Annotated in this window: 13 protein-coding genes; 5 read left to right on the forward strand and 8 right to left on the reverse strand. The window is 64.3% G+C overall.

Translation table 11 applies throughout. The features are described from left to right. A partial coding sequence (locus DFR34_RS15135; RefSeq protein ID WP_146215173.1) for a DUF4214 domain-containing protein occupies window positions 1–1,509 on the forward strand: 1,509 nt, incomplete at its 5' end. Between the two features lie 36 nt (window positions 1,510–1,545). Here DFR34_RS15135 and DFR34_RS15140 read toward each other — a convergent pair. The 8 genes from DFR34_RS15140 to DFR34_RS15175 form a co-directional block, all read right to left on the reverse strand. Further along, a complete protein-coding gene (locus tag DFR34_RS15140; RefSeq protein WP_110392026.1) occupies window positions 1,546–2,301 on the reverse strand; it encodes an ABC transporter ATP-binding protein in 756 nt (251 codons plus the stop codon). Window positions 2,302–2,345: 44 nt separating this feature from the next. Continuing rightward, a complete protein-coding gene (locus DFR34_RS15145; RefSeq protein ID WP_110391998.1) occupies window positions 2,346–3,677 on the reverse strand; it encodes an ABC transporter substrate-binding protein in 1,332 nt (443 codons plus the stop codon). A 91-nt stretch (window positions 3,678–3,768) separates the two neighbouring features. Beyond that, on the reverse strand, window positions 3,769–4,836 hold the full coding sequence (locus tag DFR34_RS15150) for a branched-chain amino acid ABC transporter permease (protein ID WP_110391999.1): 1,068 nt from the start codon (window positions 4,834–4,836) through the stop codon (window positions 3,769–3,771). A 24-nt stretch (window positions 4,837–4,860) separates the two neighbouring features. Then, on the reverse strand, window positions 4,861–5,742 hold the full coding sequence (locus tag DFR34_RS15155; protein WP_110392000.1) for a branched-chain amino acid ABC transporter permease: 882 nt from the start codon (window positions 5,740–5,742) through the stop codon (window positions 4,861–4,863). Window positions 5,743–5,826: 84 nt separating this feature from the next. Then, on the reverse strand, window positions 5,827–6,597 hold the full coding sequence (locus tag DFR34_RS15160) for an ABC transporter ATP-binding protein (protein WP_110392001.1): 771 nt from the start codon (window positions 6,595–6,597) through the stop codon (window positions 5,827–5,829). A gap of 3 nt (window positions 6,598–6,600) precedes the next feature. Next, window positions 6,601–7,743: an AMP-binding protein gene (locus DFR34_RS15165; protein WP_245906916.1), complete on the reverse strand. Its 1,143-nt coding sequence runs from the start codon at window positions 7,741–7,743 to the stop codon at window positions 6,601–6,603. A gap of 14 nt (window positions 7,744–7,757) precedes the next feature. Beyond that, on the reverse strand, window positions 7,758–8,858 hold the full coding sequence (sfnG, locus tag DFR34_RS15170) for a dimethylsulfone monooxygenase SfnG (RefSeq protein ID WP_110392002.1): 1,101 nt from the start codon (window positions 8,856–8,858) through the stop codon (window positions 7,758–7,760). 354 nt (window positions 8,859–9,212) lie between these two features. Then, window positions 9,213–10,409 (reverse strand): acyl-CoA dehydrogenase family protein, encoded by a 1,197-nt coding sequence (locus DFR34_RS15175; protein ID WP_110392003.1) that lies wholly within the window; start codon window positions 10,407–10,409, stop codon window positions 9,213–9,215. A gap of 440 nt (window positions 10,410–10,849) precedes the next feature. On the opposite strand from DFR34_RS15175, the gene DFR34_RS15180 reads away from it, so the two are divergent. The 4 genes from DFR34_RS15180 to ribA all read left to right on the forward strand — a co-directional run bounded on the left by DFR34_RS15180 (window position 10,850) and on the right by ribA (window position 15,058). Next, window positions 10,850–12,040 (forward strand): acyl-CoA dehydrogenase family protein, encoded by a 1,191-nt coding sequence (locus DFR34_RS15180; protein ID WP_110392028.1) that lies wholly within the window; start codon window positions 10,850–10,852, stop codon window positions 12,038–12,040. Beyond that, a complete protein-coding gene (locus tag DFR34_RS15185) occupies window positions 12,037–13,149 on the forward strand; it encodes a sigma-54 interaction domain-containing protein (protein WP_110392004.1) in 1,113 nt (370 codons plus the stop codon). The genes DFR34_RS15180 and DFR34_RS15185 overlap by 4 nt, the downstream gene beginning before the upstream one ends. A gap of 364 nt (window positions 13,150–13,513) precedes the next feature. Continuing rightward, on the forward strand, window positions 13,514–14,377 hold the full coding sequence (locus DFR34_RS15190) for a transporter (RefSeq protein WP_110392005.1): 864 nt from the start codon (window positions 13,514–13,516) through the stop codon (window positions 14,375–14,377). Between the two features lie 66 nt (window positions 14,378–14,443). Beyond that, window positions 14,444–15,058: a GTP cyclohydrolase II gene (gene ribA / locus DFR34_RS15195; protein WP_110392029.1), complete on the forward strand. Its 615-nt coding sequence runs from the start codon at window positions 14,444–14,446 to the stop codon at window positions 15,056–15,058. Window positions 15,059–15,118: the final 60 nt, after the last annotated feature.

Below are 15,118 nucleotides of genomic sequence, written 5' to 3' on the forward strand. Positions count from 1 at the left end.
GGCTCGCCCAGCATCACGCTGACTGGCTCGCAAGCCAACCTGAATGCCTTTATTGCCGCCGGTCGGCTGACCGCCACCACCCCGGCCGGCATGGCCGGGCCGTTCACCATCACGCTGGACAGCGATGACAATGGGCTGAGTGGCGCGGGAGGTGCCAAGCAGGACAGCAAGACACTGACCCTGAATGGCGTGGCCGCCCCCGTGGTCAGCCCGCCGTCCAGCGGGGGCAACAGCAATCCGCTGTTCGACGGTGTGGAAGTCACCGCCGGCAGCGTCTGGCGTGCGGATGGCCGCTACGTGCCCAGCCTGAATATTCCGGTGATTCCCCGCAATCGGGTAGACCAAGACCCCAGCAGCCCGAACGCCGACATCCCGCTGGCCGGCAGCAGCAGCACCCCGATCATCAAGGCCGAAATCCCCACCGGCATCGGCATGACCTCCATCGGCGGCGACAGCACCAAGACCGACAAAACCGACCTGATCACCGCCATCAAGAGCCGCACGGTGGACAAATCCGCCGACCAGAACAGCATGGTGGATCTGGGTAATTTCTTCCTGAAAACCCTGCCCAACAGTGTCGACCTGTGGGTTCGTACCGTGGTGATCAGCGCTGATTCCAGCAAGGATGCCGCCGGCAGTCTGGTGCTCCGTGGCCAGACCAGCGACAGCAATACCGACACCGCCCTGGTGCTGGATTTCAGCAATCTGCCGAAAAACAGCAAGGTTTCCACCGAGAACATCAACTTTGCCGCTGTGGTCGGCGAGGTGAACATCACCACCGGTGATGGCAACCAATTGCTGATTGCCGACAACAAGGCGCAAACGCTGGATCTGGGCGCCGGCAACGATACCGTGTATTCGGGGGCTGGCGATGACGTGCTGAACAACAGCAAAGGCAACGACAAACTGTTTGGCCAGGGCGGCAACGATACTTTCAATGCCGAGAACGGCCAGAACACCCTGCACGGCGGCACCGACAGCGACACCGCCAAATTTACCGGCAAGCGCGCGGATTACACCGTCGAGCGGCACGACGGCTACGTCAAGGTGATCAACAATGCCGACACCAGCAAGAGCACGCTGGTGGTGAATGTGGAAACCCTGCAATTTGCCGATAGCAGTGAGACCATCCAGGCGCGTGACGAATTGAAGGTGCTGGCGGGGGCTTACCTGCAAATTCTGGGGCGTCAGCCTGATCTGTTTGGATTTGATTATTTTGGCCAGCTGCAAGCCCAGGGCAACAGCCTGGGCGCGCTGGCGCTGCATATGATCCACTCGGCCGAAGCCGCTGCCCGTGGCCTGATGCTGAATGGCGACCCCAGCCACGACGTGGCCATGCTCTATCGGGCGGTGCTGGGGCGTGAGGCGGACGCCAACGGCCAGATGGCCTGGGTGCAACAGATGCAGTCGGGTGGCATGACGCTGGAGCAGGTGGCCAATGCGTTCATGGTGTCTGGCGAGATGCAGAAGCACTATCTGGTGCAGACTGCTTGGGATTTTCTGGTGTAAATCTGGCGCGGCGGCCTGCTGGCCGTCGCGTCGGGTTTACGCCGCCAGCGCCTGCCCCAGGTAATACGCCTGGATGTCCGGGCGGCCACGCAGTTCGGCCGCCGGGCCCGCCAGGCCGACACGGCCGTTTTCGATGATGTAGGCCGCGTCGGCATAGCGCAGCGCCAGATTGGCGTTTTGCTCGGCCAGCAAAAAACTCACCCCTTCTTGCTGATTCAGCTGACGCACGATGTCGAAAATTTCTTCGACAATCCGCGGCGCCAGGCCCATCGACGGCTCGTCCAGCAACACCAGGCGCGGGCGCGCCATCAGCGCCCGGCCGATGGCGGTCATTTGCTGCTCGCCGCCCGAGGTGTAGCCGGCCTGGCTGTGGCGACGGGTTTTCAGCCGGGGAAAATAGTCATAGATGCGCGCCAGGTCCGCCGCCAGTTCGGCGCGTGAGGCGCGGCGCGCCAGCGCGCCGGTGATCAGGTTTTCTTCCACGGTCAGGTGGGCAAAGCAGTGGCGGCCTTCCAGCACCTGCACCAGCCCACGCGCCGCCAGCTGGGCGGCCGGCGCGTGGGTGATGGCCTCGCCCTGATAGCGGATGGCGCCGGCGGCCAGCTGGCCGCGCTCGGCGCTGACCAGGCCGGAAATGGTTTTCAGCGTGGTGCTCTTGCCGGCGCCGTTGGCGCCGAGCAGGGCGACAATCTGCCCGGCGTCCACCCGCAGCGAAATATCACTGACGGCCAGAATCACCTGGTTGTACACCACCTTGATCTGTTCAAGCTCAAGCAAGGGGGGTTGGCTCATGGCGGGCTCCATGGCGGGGCGGGCGCCCCGCCGCTTGGGTGGGATCAGGATTCCTTGCTGCAATCACGCGGGGTGATGCCCTTTTCCTTGGCGTAGGCCTTGGACGAGGTTTCGATGATCGGGCGCAGCAGCGCGCGGTCGGCCTGCACCCAGTCGGAAATCACCTTCCACTGCTTGCCGTCCCACTGCTGGAAGCGCACCGCGCCGCCGCCTTCGTGGTCCGAGCACGACAGCTTCAGCGGTTGCAGCAGGCCGTAGGCGCCAACTTCTTTCAGGCGTTTCTCGTCAAACTTGATGTGCTCAAAGCCCCAGCGCACCTGCTCGCCGGTCAGCGGCTTGGCGCCAAACTTGGCTTGCGCCACGCGCACCGCTTCCACGTTGAGAATGCCGTTGACCACGCCCAGGTTGTAATAGACATTGCCAAAGCGTTTCGGGTCGGCCAGATTGCCCTTGCCAGCGTCGATCACGGTTTTCTTGATGCCCTGCAACACCGGAAACTGCGTGCCGGACGGGTGGGTGGTGATCGACACATAGCCCTTGGCGGCAGCGCCGGCCGGGGCGGCGTCATCTTCCGAGTTGGACCAGATATTGCCGATGATGTGGTCGGCCGGGAAGCCGGTTTTTTGCGCGGTTTTCAGCGCCACCGGGTTCATCACCCCCCAGCCGCGCAGAATCACCCAATCGGGTTTCTCCTTGCGGATGGTCAGCCACTGCGACTGCTGTTCATTGCCCGGATGCGGCACTTCCAGCAGGGTCAGCTGAAAGCCGTATTTCTTGGCCAGCAATTCCAGAATCGGGTTGGTTTCCTTGCCGTAGGGCGAGCCGTGGAACAGGGTGACGATTTTCTTGCCCTTGAGCTTGTCCAGCCCGCCGCTCTTTTGCCCGATGTAGTTGATGATGGCCGAGACTTCCGAGTACGGGTTCAACTGCAGCGGGAACACATAGGGGAACACGCTGCCGTCGGTGGAATCGGTGCGGCCATGGTTGATGGTGATCAGCGGCAGCTTGTCGGCGGTGGAGCGATCCAGCGTGGCGTAGGCGATGCCCACCGACAGCGGGTTGGTGGCCGCCGCCGGCGCGCCGTTCAGGCCTTTTTTCAGGCGCTCGTAGCACTCCACGCCTTTTTCCACCACGTATTCGGTTTCGCACTCGCTCCAGGTCAGCTTGACGCCATTGACGCCGCCTTCTTTGGCGTTGATGTATTGCAGGTAATCAATAAAGCCGCCAAAAAACCCGGTGCCGCCGGCGGCGTATGGGCCGACGCGGTAGCTTTGCAGCGGAAAATACTGCTCACCGGCTGCCTGGCTGCTGCTGCTGAAGGCGGCCAGGCCGATGGCCAGCGCCAGCGGGAGTGCGCGAAGGGAAGATCGTGCCATGGATAACAAGCTCCTGTAGAGAAGGGTGGAAATGCCCGATGGGTGGTGTCTCAATATGAATACGGTGCAATCGGTTTGCGCGGCGCGTGGCTCAGTAACGCAGCGGCCACACCCGCACACGCGCGGCAAACTGCCGCCACAGCCGCGCCAGGCCATCGGGCTCCTTGATCAGGAACACGATGATCAGCGCGCCAAAAATGATTTTTTGCAGGTTTTCCAGCTCGCCCGACGGCAGCCAGCCAGCCAGATAACTGGCGGACAGCACCGACAGGGCCACCGGCAGCAGCACGATGAACGCCGCCCCCAGGAAGTTGCCCAGAATGCTGCCCATGCCGCCGATGATGATGATGAACAGCACCTGGAATGAGCGGTTCAGGTCAAAGCCATGCGGCTCGACCGTGCCCAGATAGGTGAACGCCCACAGCGCGCCGGCCACGCCGAGGATGAAGCTGCTGATGGCAAAGGCCAGCAGCTTGGCCTTGAACACCGGAATGCCAATCACCGCGGCGGCCGTGTCCATATCGCGCACCGCCATCCAGTAGCGGCCCAATTCGCCGCGCACCAGATTGCGCGCCAGCCACACCAAGGGCAGCGCCACGCTCAGGGTGAGCAGATAGCGGCCCAGCGGCGAGCTGAAATCCTGGCCGGCCACCACCAGCGGCGGCGCGGTGATCACCCCGGAGGCGCTGTCATTGGAAAACCAGCTGAACTTGGTCAGCGCCCACTGCACAAAAAACTGCGCCGCCAGCGTGGACACCAACAGATAAAACCCCTTGATGCGCGCGCTGGGCAGGCCGACCAGCACGCCAATCAGCGCCGCCGCCAGCCCGCCGCCGGCCACCCCGACCAGCAAGGGCAGGCCAGGCAGACGCAGCACCAGGTTGTAGGTGGTGAACGCCCCCACTGCCATGAAGGCCGCCGAGCCCAGCGACAGCTGGCCGGCGTAGCCAGTCAGCAGGTTCAGCCCCAGTCCGGCCAGCGACAGCACCAGAAACGGAATCAGAATGGCGCTGAACCAATAATCGTTGCCCAGCCACGGCACCACCGTGTAGGCGGCCAGCAGCGTCAGCCACAGGCCGATGCGCTGCTGGCGCAGGCGAAACAGCCGACGGTCCTGCCGGTAGGCGGTGGCAAACTGCCCGGATTCCAGATAAAACATCGTGTCAGCTCCTGATGACGCGGGTCACACCCGCTCGATGGCGCGCTCGCCAAACAACCCGGCCGGCCGCACCAGCAAAAACGCCAGCGCCAGCACATACGGAAACCAGTTTTCAATGCCGCCGCCGACCAGCGGGCCGATATACACCTCGGCCAGCTTTTCTGCGCCGCCAATCAGCAAGCCGCCGACAATCGCCCCGCCCATCGAAGTGAAGCCGCCGATGATCAGCACCGGCAGCGCCTTGAGCACCACCAGCGACAGCGAAAACTGCACCCCCAGCCGCGCGCCCCACAACAGCCCGGCCACCAGGCCAACAAAGCCGGCCACCGCCCAGACAATCGCCCACATGCGCCGCAGGCCGATGCCCACCGCCAGCGCCGCCAGCGGATCGTCGGCCACGGCGCGCAGCGACAAGCCCATGCGCGTGCGGCTGAACAGCAGCGACAGCAGCGCCACCAGCACGCCGGCGGTGGCGGCGGCAAACAAATCAAACTGCGACAGCAACAGGGGGCCGATTTCCAGCGGCACGTCGTCGATGCCCAGCTCCAGGCCATGCACCTGCGAGCCCCACAACAACTGGGCGCCGCCCTCGATGATGTAGCTCAGCCCCAGCGTGGCCATGAACAGGGTGATTGGCGGCCGGTTGACCAGGTGCTGCAACACCAGCCGCTCGATCAATAGCGCCAGCGCCAGCATGGCCAGCAGGGTGAGCGCCAGCGCCAGGGCAAACGGGACTTCACGCTCCAGCAGGCTGACAAAGGTCAGCGCGGCAAACAGCACCATCGAGCCCTGGGCAAAGTTGAACACCCCGGACGCCTTGTAGATCAGCACAAAGCCAATGGCGACCAGCGAATACATCACCCCGGCCAGCAGCCCGCCGAGCAGCACTTCCATAAAAAAAGACATCAGCCCTCCCAAAACATCGTCGTGGTCTGCCTGGCGCCGCTCACCACACCCGCCAGACGTTGGCGTGTTGTCGCGGCGCGGCTGTCAATGCGCCGCGCCCAGGTAGGCGGCAATCACCTCCGGGTGATGGCGCACCGTATCCGGGTCGCCGTCGGCGATTTTTTTGCCGTAATCCAGCGCGACGATGTGGTCGGACACATCCATCACCACGCCGATATCGTGTTCGATCAACACCACCGTGGCGCCAAAGGCGCGATTGGCGGCGCGGATAAAGCGGCTCATTGCCCGCTTTTCGTCCTGGTTCATGCCGGCCATCGGCTCATCCAGCAGCAACAGCCGCGGCTGCGCCGCCAGCGCGCGCGCCAGCTCTACCCGCTTTTGCAGGCCATAGGGCAGCTCGCCGACAATCGCCTGCCGCCAGGGTTGAATCTCCAGAAAATCCAGAATCTCTTCCGCCTGCTCGCGCTGGCGGTCTTCCTCGCCGGGCGCGCGGCCCAGGGTCAGCGCCTGCTCGGCCCAACTGGCGCGGCTGCTGAGGTTGGCGCCGCTGATGACGTTGTCCAGCACCGACATGCCCTTGAACAAGGCGATGTTCTGAAAGGTGCGGGCAATGCCCAGCTCGGCGGCGTGGTGCGGCGACATGCGCCGGCGGGTTTCGCCGGCAAAATGGATGTCGCCTTCCTGCGGCGCGTACACACCGTTGATGACGTTCAGCAAGGAACTCTTGCCGGCGCCGTTGGGGCCAATCAGCGCGCAGATTTCACCCTCGGCGACGGCAAAACTGATGTCGGTGATGGCTTTGACGCCTTTGAACGACAAAGAAATATTCGACAAGCGCAACAATTCAGCGGACATGCCTCAGGCTCCGGCAGAAGTGACAAACGGCCGCGCCGCCGTGGCCGGCGCAGACGCCTCTTGCCAGCGCGCGACATCGGGCAGCGCATGCAAACGCACCCCCAGCCGGGCAAACCACTCGGCCTGCGCCGCCGGCAAGGGCGGCCCCAGCAGCAAGGGATGGCGGGTGTGGATCAAGCCCAGCACATCCAGCAGCGGACGGCGCACCAGCCAGTAGCCCAGAGCCCGACCCGGCGCGCCGCCCTGGCCAGACAGCGCCCAGTCCACCAGCCGGCGTTGCCAGTGCCCCGGCGGCGGCAGGCGGCGGGCGACGTCGTCGGCCAGGCGGCCATAGGTTTCCCGCGTGCCGGCCACCAGGGTGGGGCCCAGCTCGCAGCGGTCTTGGTCGCGGGTGGCCAGGTTTTCCGGGAAATTCAGCGAAAATCCGGCCAAAAGCCATGGCGCAAACAGATGACGCGCCTGCTCGGCGGTGGCAAAGGCGCGCGCCGCCAGCGCGCGCTCATCGGCGCTCAGGCCATGGGCGCGCACCCGTTCGCCGCCTTCTTGCAGCAAAAAGGCGTGGCTGAGCGCCTGGGTTTCCAGGCCGCCATGCTCGCCCCAGCGGAAAAACCGGAAAGCCGTCTGCTCAGGCGTCGCCGCCAGCGCAGGCGGCGCGGCCTGCCCGGCCAGCAGCTCGGCGTAGGCGCGCCCGGCCGGGCCGCCGGCTTGCGCTTCGCGGCGGGCGTCCAGATAAATCACCGGCGCCGCCTCGCCCAGCGCGGCCAGCGTCACCGCCCGCTGCGCCGGGCCGTCGATCAGCGTGACGGCAGGCTGGGCGGCGGCGATCAGGCCGGACAGCGCCTCGGCCGGCAAGGCCGGATCCAGCGCCGCCACTTCGGCGCCCAGCCAGTGCGCGGCCAGGCTCAGCAGCGCCGTCTGCGGGCGCGGCGGGGTCAGCGCCAGCAGACGCTGGCCAGGCCCCAGGCCCAGCCCGGCCAGCGCGGCGGCCAGCCGGCCCACCTCGTCGGCCAGCTCGGCCCAGTTGCGCTCGCGCCACACGCCCAGGCGCTTGTGACGCAAGGCTGCCCGCCGCCCCTGGCGCGCGGCCTGCTCCAGCAAGACGGCGGGCAGGGTGGCCGCCGATGGCAAGGTCAAAGGCTTGGCCATGGCCGTGCGCTCCGTCAGGCCGGCACGGCTTCGCGCGCGGCGGCTTGGCGGGCTTCCAGCTCGCGCACCAGCGGCAGCACTTTTTCGCCGAAGTAGGCCACTTCTTCCTGGAAGTGCAAGAAGCCGGACAGAATCAGATCCACGCCCACCGCCTTGAGCGCGACGATGCGTTCGGCGATTTGTTGCGGGGTGCCGATCAGATTGGTCTTGAAGCCGTCGTTGTATTGCACCAGGTCTTCAAAGGTGGACTTGGCCCAGTTGCCTTCGCCTTCCGGGCTGGCGGCGCCGGCTTGCTTGACTTCGTGACCAAAGGCGCGCACGGCGTCCGGGTCGGCGTGGTCGATGATTTCGGCCAGCACTTGCTGGGCTTCGGCTTCGGTGTCGCGGGCGATGATGAAGGCGTTGATGCCCACTTTCACCGTGTGGCCGTTGGCGGCGGCCTTGGCGCGGATGTCATCCACCTGGGCCTTGATGCCTTCCACGGTGTTGCCGTTGGTGAAGTACCAGTCGGCAGCGCGCGAGGCCATGTCGCGGGCAGCGCGCGAGCTGCCGCCCTGGAAGATTTCCGGGCGCGGCTGTTGCAGCGGCTTGGGTTTCAGGCTGTAGTTGTGGAAGCGGTAGAAATCACCCTTGTAGGTGAAGTTGTCCTGCGTCCAGATGCCCTTGAGCACGTCGATGAACTCTTCCGAACGGCGATAGCGCTCGTCGTGCTCCAGCCACGGCTCGCCGATGGCGGTGAATTCGCTGCGGAACCAGCCGGACACGATGTTCACGGCGATACGGCCATTGGTCAGGTGCGAGATGGTGGAGATCTGCTTGGCCAGCACCGCCGGATGCCACGGGCCGGGCAGAATGGCGGCAATCACCCGCAGCTTGTCCGTGGCGGCCAGCAGCGCATGGCTGATCGCCACCGATTCATGCTGATACTCGGCGCCATAGCCGGCGGTGAAGCGAATTTGCGACAGCGCATATTCAAAACCGGCTTTTTCGGCAATTTGCGCCAGCTTGCGGTTGTAGTCGATGTCCCAGCTGGTGCGCTGCGGCACCTTGCTGATCACCAGACCGCCGCTGACATTGGGCACCCAGTAAGCAAATTTGATCGGGGTTTGGCTCATGCTATGCTCTCCTTCGGAATAAGGGCTGAAATAATTTCCCTGGGCGATGGGGTGGGCAATCAAGCCAGTAAATCATCGTGACCGGGGTTTTCATTTGTTTCTATAGCATTTGCTGTGCCAGAAAATAAAATCATAAAATTCAATGGCTTGTATTTTAATTATCCAATAAGCCCGCTGCGCATTCAGCACAGCCGTGCTGAAAAGCTGCTGAATAAGCAGCACATTAAAAACCATGGGCCGCCACAATGAATTTGTAGAAATAAAAAAACCGGCCAACGGCCGGTTTTTTTATGGGTATCCCCCTGAAGTTTTTCTGTGGCTTTCGCCACCGCACAGGCGGTGATTCAAATCCATTCAAGAATAAAACGACGGCTTTGGATATGCGTCATTCAGCGCCCAATCGCCCAGTTCCTGCAGTTTGTAATCCACCGGATCGTGCAGCGAATGGGTGCGCAAATTGCGCCAGAAACGATCCAGCCGCAGCGCGGCGCTGGTGGCGCGCGCGCCGGTGACGTCAAACATCCGGCTGGTCAATTCCAGCCCAACCTGGTTGGTGGCCACTTTGGCGGTGGCGATGCTGATGGCCAGTTCACCGCGCTCGTCCGCCGTCAGCGCCTCACCCTGTCGCCAGGCTTGATCCAGCTGGCGGGCGGCGCGCTCCACCAGCAGCCGCGCGCCTTCCAGCCCCACCCAGAATTCGCCGTAATGCAGCAGGGTGTACGGGTCCTGATTGGCCGATTGCGCCAGCGAGGCCGGCCACAGCCGGCGCTGGCTCAAGGTGTAGCGGCGCGCCTCGGACAAGGCGCCTTCGGCAATGCCCAGATAAATGGTGGACAAAATCAGCTGGGCGATCAGCGGGCGCAGTGCAGAAAACGGCGTGGACAGCGGACCGGGGTCGAGCAGCAATTCATTGTGCGCCACCTTCACCTGCTTGAAATCGGCGCTGCCGCTGTCGGTTTGGCGCTGGCCCATATTGTCCCAGTCGTGAAACAGGGTAATGCCCTCGCGGCGGCTGGGCACGGCGGCAATCAGCAGCTTGTCGGCGCCGGGCTGGCGGGCCGACACCACCAGCATGTCGGAATCCAGCGCGCCCGAGCAAAAGCTCTTGCTGCCATGAAACACATAGCCATCACCGTCTGGCTGCGCCTCGGTGCGGCCGTCCAGCGGGTTGAGCGCATTGCCCCAGAACCAGCGCTCGCGCACGGTGGCCTCGAACCACGGCTGCCATTGCGCCGGTCGGCCAAACAGCCGCACGGTGGCCAACAACAGATGCTGAAAGGCAAACACATGCGCCACCGAGCTGTCCACGCGGGCGAACTGGCGCACCACATTCAGGGTGTCCTGCCAGCCGGCGCCCAGGCCGCCGTATTCGCGCGGGATGATCAGGGTCAGCAACCCGCTGTCGCGCAGCGCATCGCGCTCGGCCTTGGGCGTGCCGCCGCGCTGGTCGCGCTCGACGGCGGTTTCGGCAAAGCGCGCCGCCAACCGCGCCGCCTGATGAAAAATCGCCTCGCGGGCGTCGGCGGAAATCTCGTGTTGGGAAAAACTCATGAAAAGGGCCCCGAATGACGAATGGCTGAATGAAATATGCGCTCGGCCCGCTGGCTGCGGCCGATTGCCTGGCCACCTCTTGAGCAGGGAGCGTGCCATGGCGGCGCGCCAGCCGGTTTTTTGCCGATGCTGTTGCCGGGGCCGCAATTTTGCTGAATATCCAGCAGGCATTGCTGAATCTGCCGCGCGGGCGGCGATAATTTGTCGGGCAAAAAAACATGCGGCCTGCTGCTGAATCAGCAAGTCATCCGCAGTCTGCTGATTCAGCAACAGGGGCACGGCGCTTTCAGCAGAATTTGTGCTTAATAAAGCTGTTTTTCCGCATATTTGTTGCAATGCAATGACGTATGCTGTTTGGGCAGCAGCGATATGGCTTGCGCTTTTGCTGGCAGCGCAGCATCGCCATGGCTGGTTTTTTCCGCCTCATCGAGAACGCGCCCATGCCCATTTTTTGCGAAACACTCCCCACCGTGTCCGACCCGCTGGCCACCGCCCGCGCGTTGGCCGAGGCTTTTGCCCGCACGGCGGTGGAGCGCGACCAGCGCGGCGGCACGCCCAAGGCCGAGCGTGACGCGCTGCGCGACAGCGGGCTGCTGCGTTTGTCGATTCCGCGCGAGTACGGCGGCCTGGGCGCAGACTGGACGCTGACCATGCGCGTGGTGCGCGAACTGGCGCAAGCCGACAGCTCGATTGGCCATGTGTTTGCCTTTCACCACCTGATGCTGGCCACCGTGCGGCTGTTTGGCCAGCCGGCGCAATGGCAGCCGTGGTTTGAACACACCCCCCGGCGGCAATGGTTTTGGGGCAACGCCATGAACCCGCTGGACACCCGCACGCTGTGCCGCGAAGCCAGCGGCGGCCATGAATTATCTGGCAAAAAAAGTTTTTGCTCGGGCGCGCTGGATTCCGAAATGCTGTTGGTGTCCGCCATTCGCGAGCGCGACCGCGAATTTATTACCATGGCATTACCCAGCGGCCGTAGCGGCATCAGCATTATTCAGGACTGGGACAATATCGGGCAGCGCCAGACCGACAGCGGCAGCGTCAATTTCGAACGCGTGCGCGTCGAGCATCAGGAAATCCTGGATAACCCTGGGCCATTAAGCACGCCTTACGCCTGTTTGCGCTCGCTGCTGGCGCAGCTGATTCTGGCCAATATTTATCTGGGCATTGCCGAAGGCGCTTTTGCCGACGCCCGGCATTACACCCTGCATGAAGCACGCCCGTGGTTTTTGTCCGGCCACCGCCAGATGGCCGACGATCCTTACATCCTCAATCACTACGGTGAATTCTGGATGGGGCTGGAAACCGTGCGCACGCTGGCCGACCGCGCCGCCGCGCTGTTTGACGACGCCTGGCGCCGTCAGGCGGCGCTGGACGCCAGCATGCGCGGCGACGTGGCGCTGGCGGTGACGCTGGCCAAAGTGTCCGCCACCCGGGTGGGGCTGGACCTCACCAGCCGCATGTTCGACGTGGCCGGCGCGCGCGCCACCCACGCCGGCCTGCGCCTGGACCGCTACTGGCGCAATCTGCGCACCCACACCCTGCACGACCCGATTGATTACAAGATAAGGGAGCTAGGCACATGGGCCTTGACCGAACGCTACCCCACGCCGACGTTTTATTCATGACCCCCCCATCGACCCCACCCTCACGCCCGCCGGCTGACCCCACGCGCGGGGTGATCACCCTGCCTAATCCGCAGTCGCTGACCACCTCGATCCGCGCCACCGCGCAGGTGTTTGAAGACCCGCAATCGGTGGCGCTGCTGGCGCGCATCCGCCAGATCGCCCCCAGCGAGGCCAATGTGCTGATCATTGGCGAAACCGGCACCGGCAAAGAGCTGGTGGCGCGCCATGTGCACGCCTTGAGCCAGCGCCAGGGCCGGCCGTTTGTCGCGGTCAATTGCGGGGCGTTTTCAGAAAACCTGGTGGAAAGCGAGCTGTTTGGCCACGAAAAAGGCGCGTTCACCGGCGCGTTTGACGCCAAGCCCGGCTGGTTTGAAGCCGCCAACGGCGGCACGCTGTTTCTGGATGAAATCGGCGACTTGCCGCTGCATATCCAGGTCAAGCTGCTGCGCGTGCTGCAAGAGCGCGAAGTGGTGCGCCTGGGCGCGCGCAAGGCCATCCCGATCAATGTGCGGCTGATCGCCGCCACCAATGTGCGCCTGGAAGAAGCCGTCGCCGCCGGCAATTTCCGCGAAGACCTGTACTACCGGCTGCGCGTGGCGTTGCTCACCCTGCCGGCGCTGCGCGACCGCCCCGGCGACATCATCCCGCTGGCGCATTATTTCATCGACGAATATCGCCGCCGGCTGGGCTACCAGCGCGTCAGCCTGCAAGCCGACAGCGAAGCCAAGCTGCTGTCGCACGCCTGGCCGGGCAATATCCGCGAGCTGGAAAACATCATTCACCACGCCCTGCTGATCTGCAAGGACGGCCAGGTTCGCCCGGAAGACATCCACCTGCCGCTGTCCTGGCCGCTGGCCCCGCGCCCCGGCGCGCCCGCCGCCGCCGACCCGTGCAGCGGCGAACCGCAAGAACGGCTGCGCAGCGCGCTGCAAGCGCTGTTTCAGCTCGAGCACGAGCATTTGTACGACTGGATTGAAGAAACCGTCATCCGCGCCGCCTACGACTACTGCCACCGCAACCAGGTGCAAGCCGCGCGCATGCTCGGCGTAAGCCGCAATGTGATGCGCTCGCGGCTGATCAAGATTGGCGCCATCAGCGCGCTGAAGTAGACGGCGCGTAGCGCCGCTTACCCCAGACTTCTCCTCGCGCGGCGTCCCCCACGCCGCAGCTTGCGCCCCGGCTTATTGCCGGGGCGTTTTTTCTGCTGGTGAGAAACCTTGGCAAAGCGTGCCTGGCGAGGCGTGCGGCCGCTGCCGCGCAACAACGCCAGAAGGATTTTTTGAGCGGCGTTGATGGGCAGCGCGCTGCCCACCCAGCCAGCAGTTCACCAGCACGTTCTTGCTGACTGATCAGCACGCCGCGGATCAATTTTCAAATAAATCCATTTAAATTCATGGTTTTAATTACTGGCACGCATCTGGCAATAGGGAACACGCATATCGCTTCCCCCATACACCACAGGAACCCCATCCGATGCATGCTACAAAACTTCTCCCCGCCGCCGTGTGGCTGGCGCTGGCCGCCGGGCCGGCGGTTGCCGGCATCAACACCGACCCGCTGGATTATGTGCCGGCGCCGGCCGGCACGACGCTGGCGGCGATTTACTACCAGAACAACCATTCGTCCAGCCAATACGCCGATGGCCGCCAGGTGGCGCAGAACAGCATTCAGGCCGATGTCGGCATTGCCCGTTTTGTGCATTACACCGAGCTGGCCGGCTTTCGCATTGCCCCGCAGGTGCTGCTGCCGGCCGTGAGCGTGGAAGTCGGCGGCAAGGGCAACACCGTCAGCGCCGATGGCATCAGCGACCCGATTCTGGGTTTGCCGGTGTGGCTGGTGAACCGGCCTGAGCAGCGCCTGTATTTTGCCGTCACCCCGTATCTGCATCTGCCGCTGGGCCGCTACAACAGCAATCGCCCGCTGAACCCTGGCGACAACCGCTGGAAACTCACCCTGCAAGGCGGCTTGTCGGTCGGGCTGGGCGAGAAAACCACGCTGGACGTGATTGGCGACGCACAGTGGTTTAGCGACAACCGCGACATCGCTGGCGGCGGCCACCTGGCGCAAAAAGCCCTGTATTCGCTGCAGCCGCAACTGACTTACCAGCTTGCGCCGGGGCTGACCAGCTCCTTGGGCGTCTATCACGTCTGGGGTGGCGCCACCCAGGTGCGCGGCGTCGATCAGCACGACCGCACCCGCACCACCACTGCGCTGGGCACGGTGTCTTACTGGCTGGGCAAAACCGACAACCTGCAATTCCAGTACCGCGCCGACACCGAGGTGAAAAACGGCGCCAAGACCCACGGCTTGCAACTGCGCTTTTTGCACGTGTTTTGATTGACTGCCGCCCGCGCCTTGTTGGCCGGGCGGCGCGTCCTGTCTGATTTTTTTCTGGTGTTCGCCATGTCTGAAACGCTCACCCTTTCTGCTGCCGCGCCAGTGCGCTGGCTATCCAGCGCGCGGCTGCCCACCCGCCATGGCGCATTCACCGCGCATGCCTTTGCCGCCGATGGCGTGGAACATCTGGCGCTGACCGTCGGCGTGCTCGACCCGGCGCGGCCGGCCTTGGTGCGCCTGCATTCGGAATGCCTGACCGGCGATGTGCTGGGCTCGCGGCGCTGCGATTGCGGCGAGCAGCTTGATCAGGCGTTGCAGCGCATCCAGGCCGAGGGGGTGGGCGTGTTGCTCTACCTGCGCGGCCATGAGGGGCGCGGCATTGGCCTGGGGCACAAATTGTCCGCCTACCGCTTGCAGGAGCAGGGGCTGGACACGGTGGAGGCCAATCTGGCGCTGGGCCTGCCGGTGGACAGCCGCGACTACCGCGCCGCCGCCGCCATGCTGCAAGCGCTGGGGGTGCGCCAGGTGCGGCTGTTGTCCAACAACCCGCGCAAGCTGGCGGCGCTGGACGCCGCCGGGCTGGAGGTGGTGGAGCGGGTGGCGCTGGCGACTGAGGCGCAGGCCGACAACCGCCGCTACCTGGACGCCAAGCGCACCCGGCTGGGCCATTGGTTGCCATAACGCGCCAGGCGCTGCTGGTGGACTGACTACCAGGCAGCAGCCGTTGCTGAACAGCCGGCA

The organism is Rivihabitans pingtungensis, from assembly GCF_003201855.1.
Taxonomy (GTDB): domain Bacteria; phylum Pseudomonadota; class Gammaproteobacteria; order Burkholderiales; family Aquaspirillaceae; genus Rivihabitans; species Rivihabitans pingtungensis.

Excerpts from the sequence above, each read along its gene's own strand:
- DFR34_RS15190 (WP_110392005.1), top strand. The coding sequence starts at position 13,514 with ATGCATGCTACAAAACTTCTCCCCGCCGCCGTGTGGCTGGCGCTGGCC.
- DFR34_RS15160 (WP_110392001.1), bottom strand. The coding sequence starts at position 6,597 with ATGTCCGCTGAATTGTTGCGCTTGTCGAATATTTCTTTGTCGTTCAAA.
- DFR34_RS15175 (WP_110392003.1), bottom strand. The coding sequence starts at position 10,409 with ATGAGTTTTTCCCAACACGAGATTTCCGCCGACGCCCGCGAGGCGATT.
- DFR34_RS15155 (WP_110392000.1), bottom strand. The coding sequence starts at position 5,742 with ATGTCTTTTTTTATGGAAGTGCTGCTCGGCGGGCTGCTGGCCGGGGTG.
- DFR34_RS15185 (WP_110392004.1), top strand. The coding sequence starts at position 12,037 with ATGACCCCCCCATCGACCCCACCCTCACGCCCGCCGGCTGACCCCACG.
- DFR34_RS15145 (WP_110391998.1), bottom strand. The coding sequence starts at position 3,677 with ATGGCACGATCTTCCCTTCGCGCACTCCCGCTGGCGCTGGCCATCGGC.
- DFR34_RS15180 (WP_110392028.1), top strand. The coding sequence starts at position 10,850 with ATGCCCATTTTTTGCGAAACACTCCCCACCGTGTCCGACCCGCTGGCC.
- ribA (WP_110392029.1), top strand. The coding sequence starts at position 14,444 with ATGTCTGAAACGCTCACCCTTTCTGCTGCCGCGCCAGTGCGCTGGCTA.
- DFR34_RS15150 (WP_110391999.1), bottom strand. The coding sequence starts at position 4,836 with ATGTTTTATCTGGAATCCGGGCAGTTTGCCACCGCCTACCGGCAGGAC.
- DFR34_RS15165 (WP_245906916.1), bottom strand. The coding sequence starts at position 7,743 with ATGGCCAAGCCTTTGACCTTGCCATCGGCGGCCACCCTGCCCGCCGTC.
- sfnG (WP_110392002.1), bottom strand. The coding sequence starts at position 8,858 with ATGAGCCAAACCCCGATCAAATTTGCTTACTGGGTGCCCAATGTCAGC.
- DFR34_RS15140 (WP_110392026.1), bottom strand. The coding sequence starts at position 2,301 with ATGAGCCAACCCCCCTTGCTTGAGCTTGAACAGATCAAGGTGGTGTAC.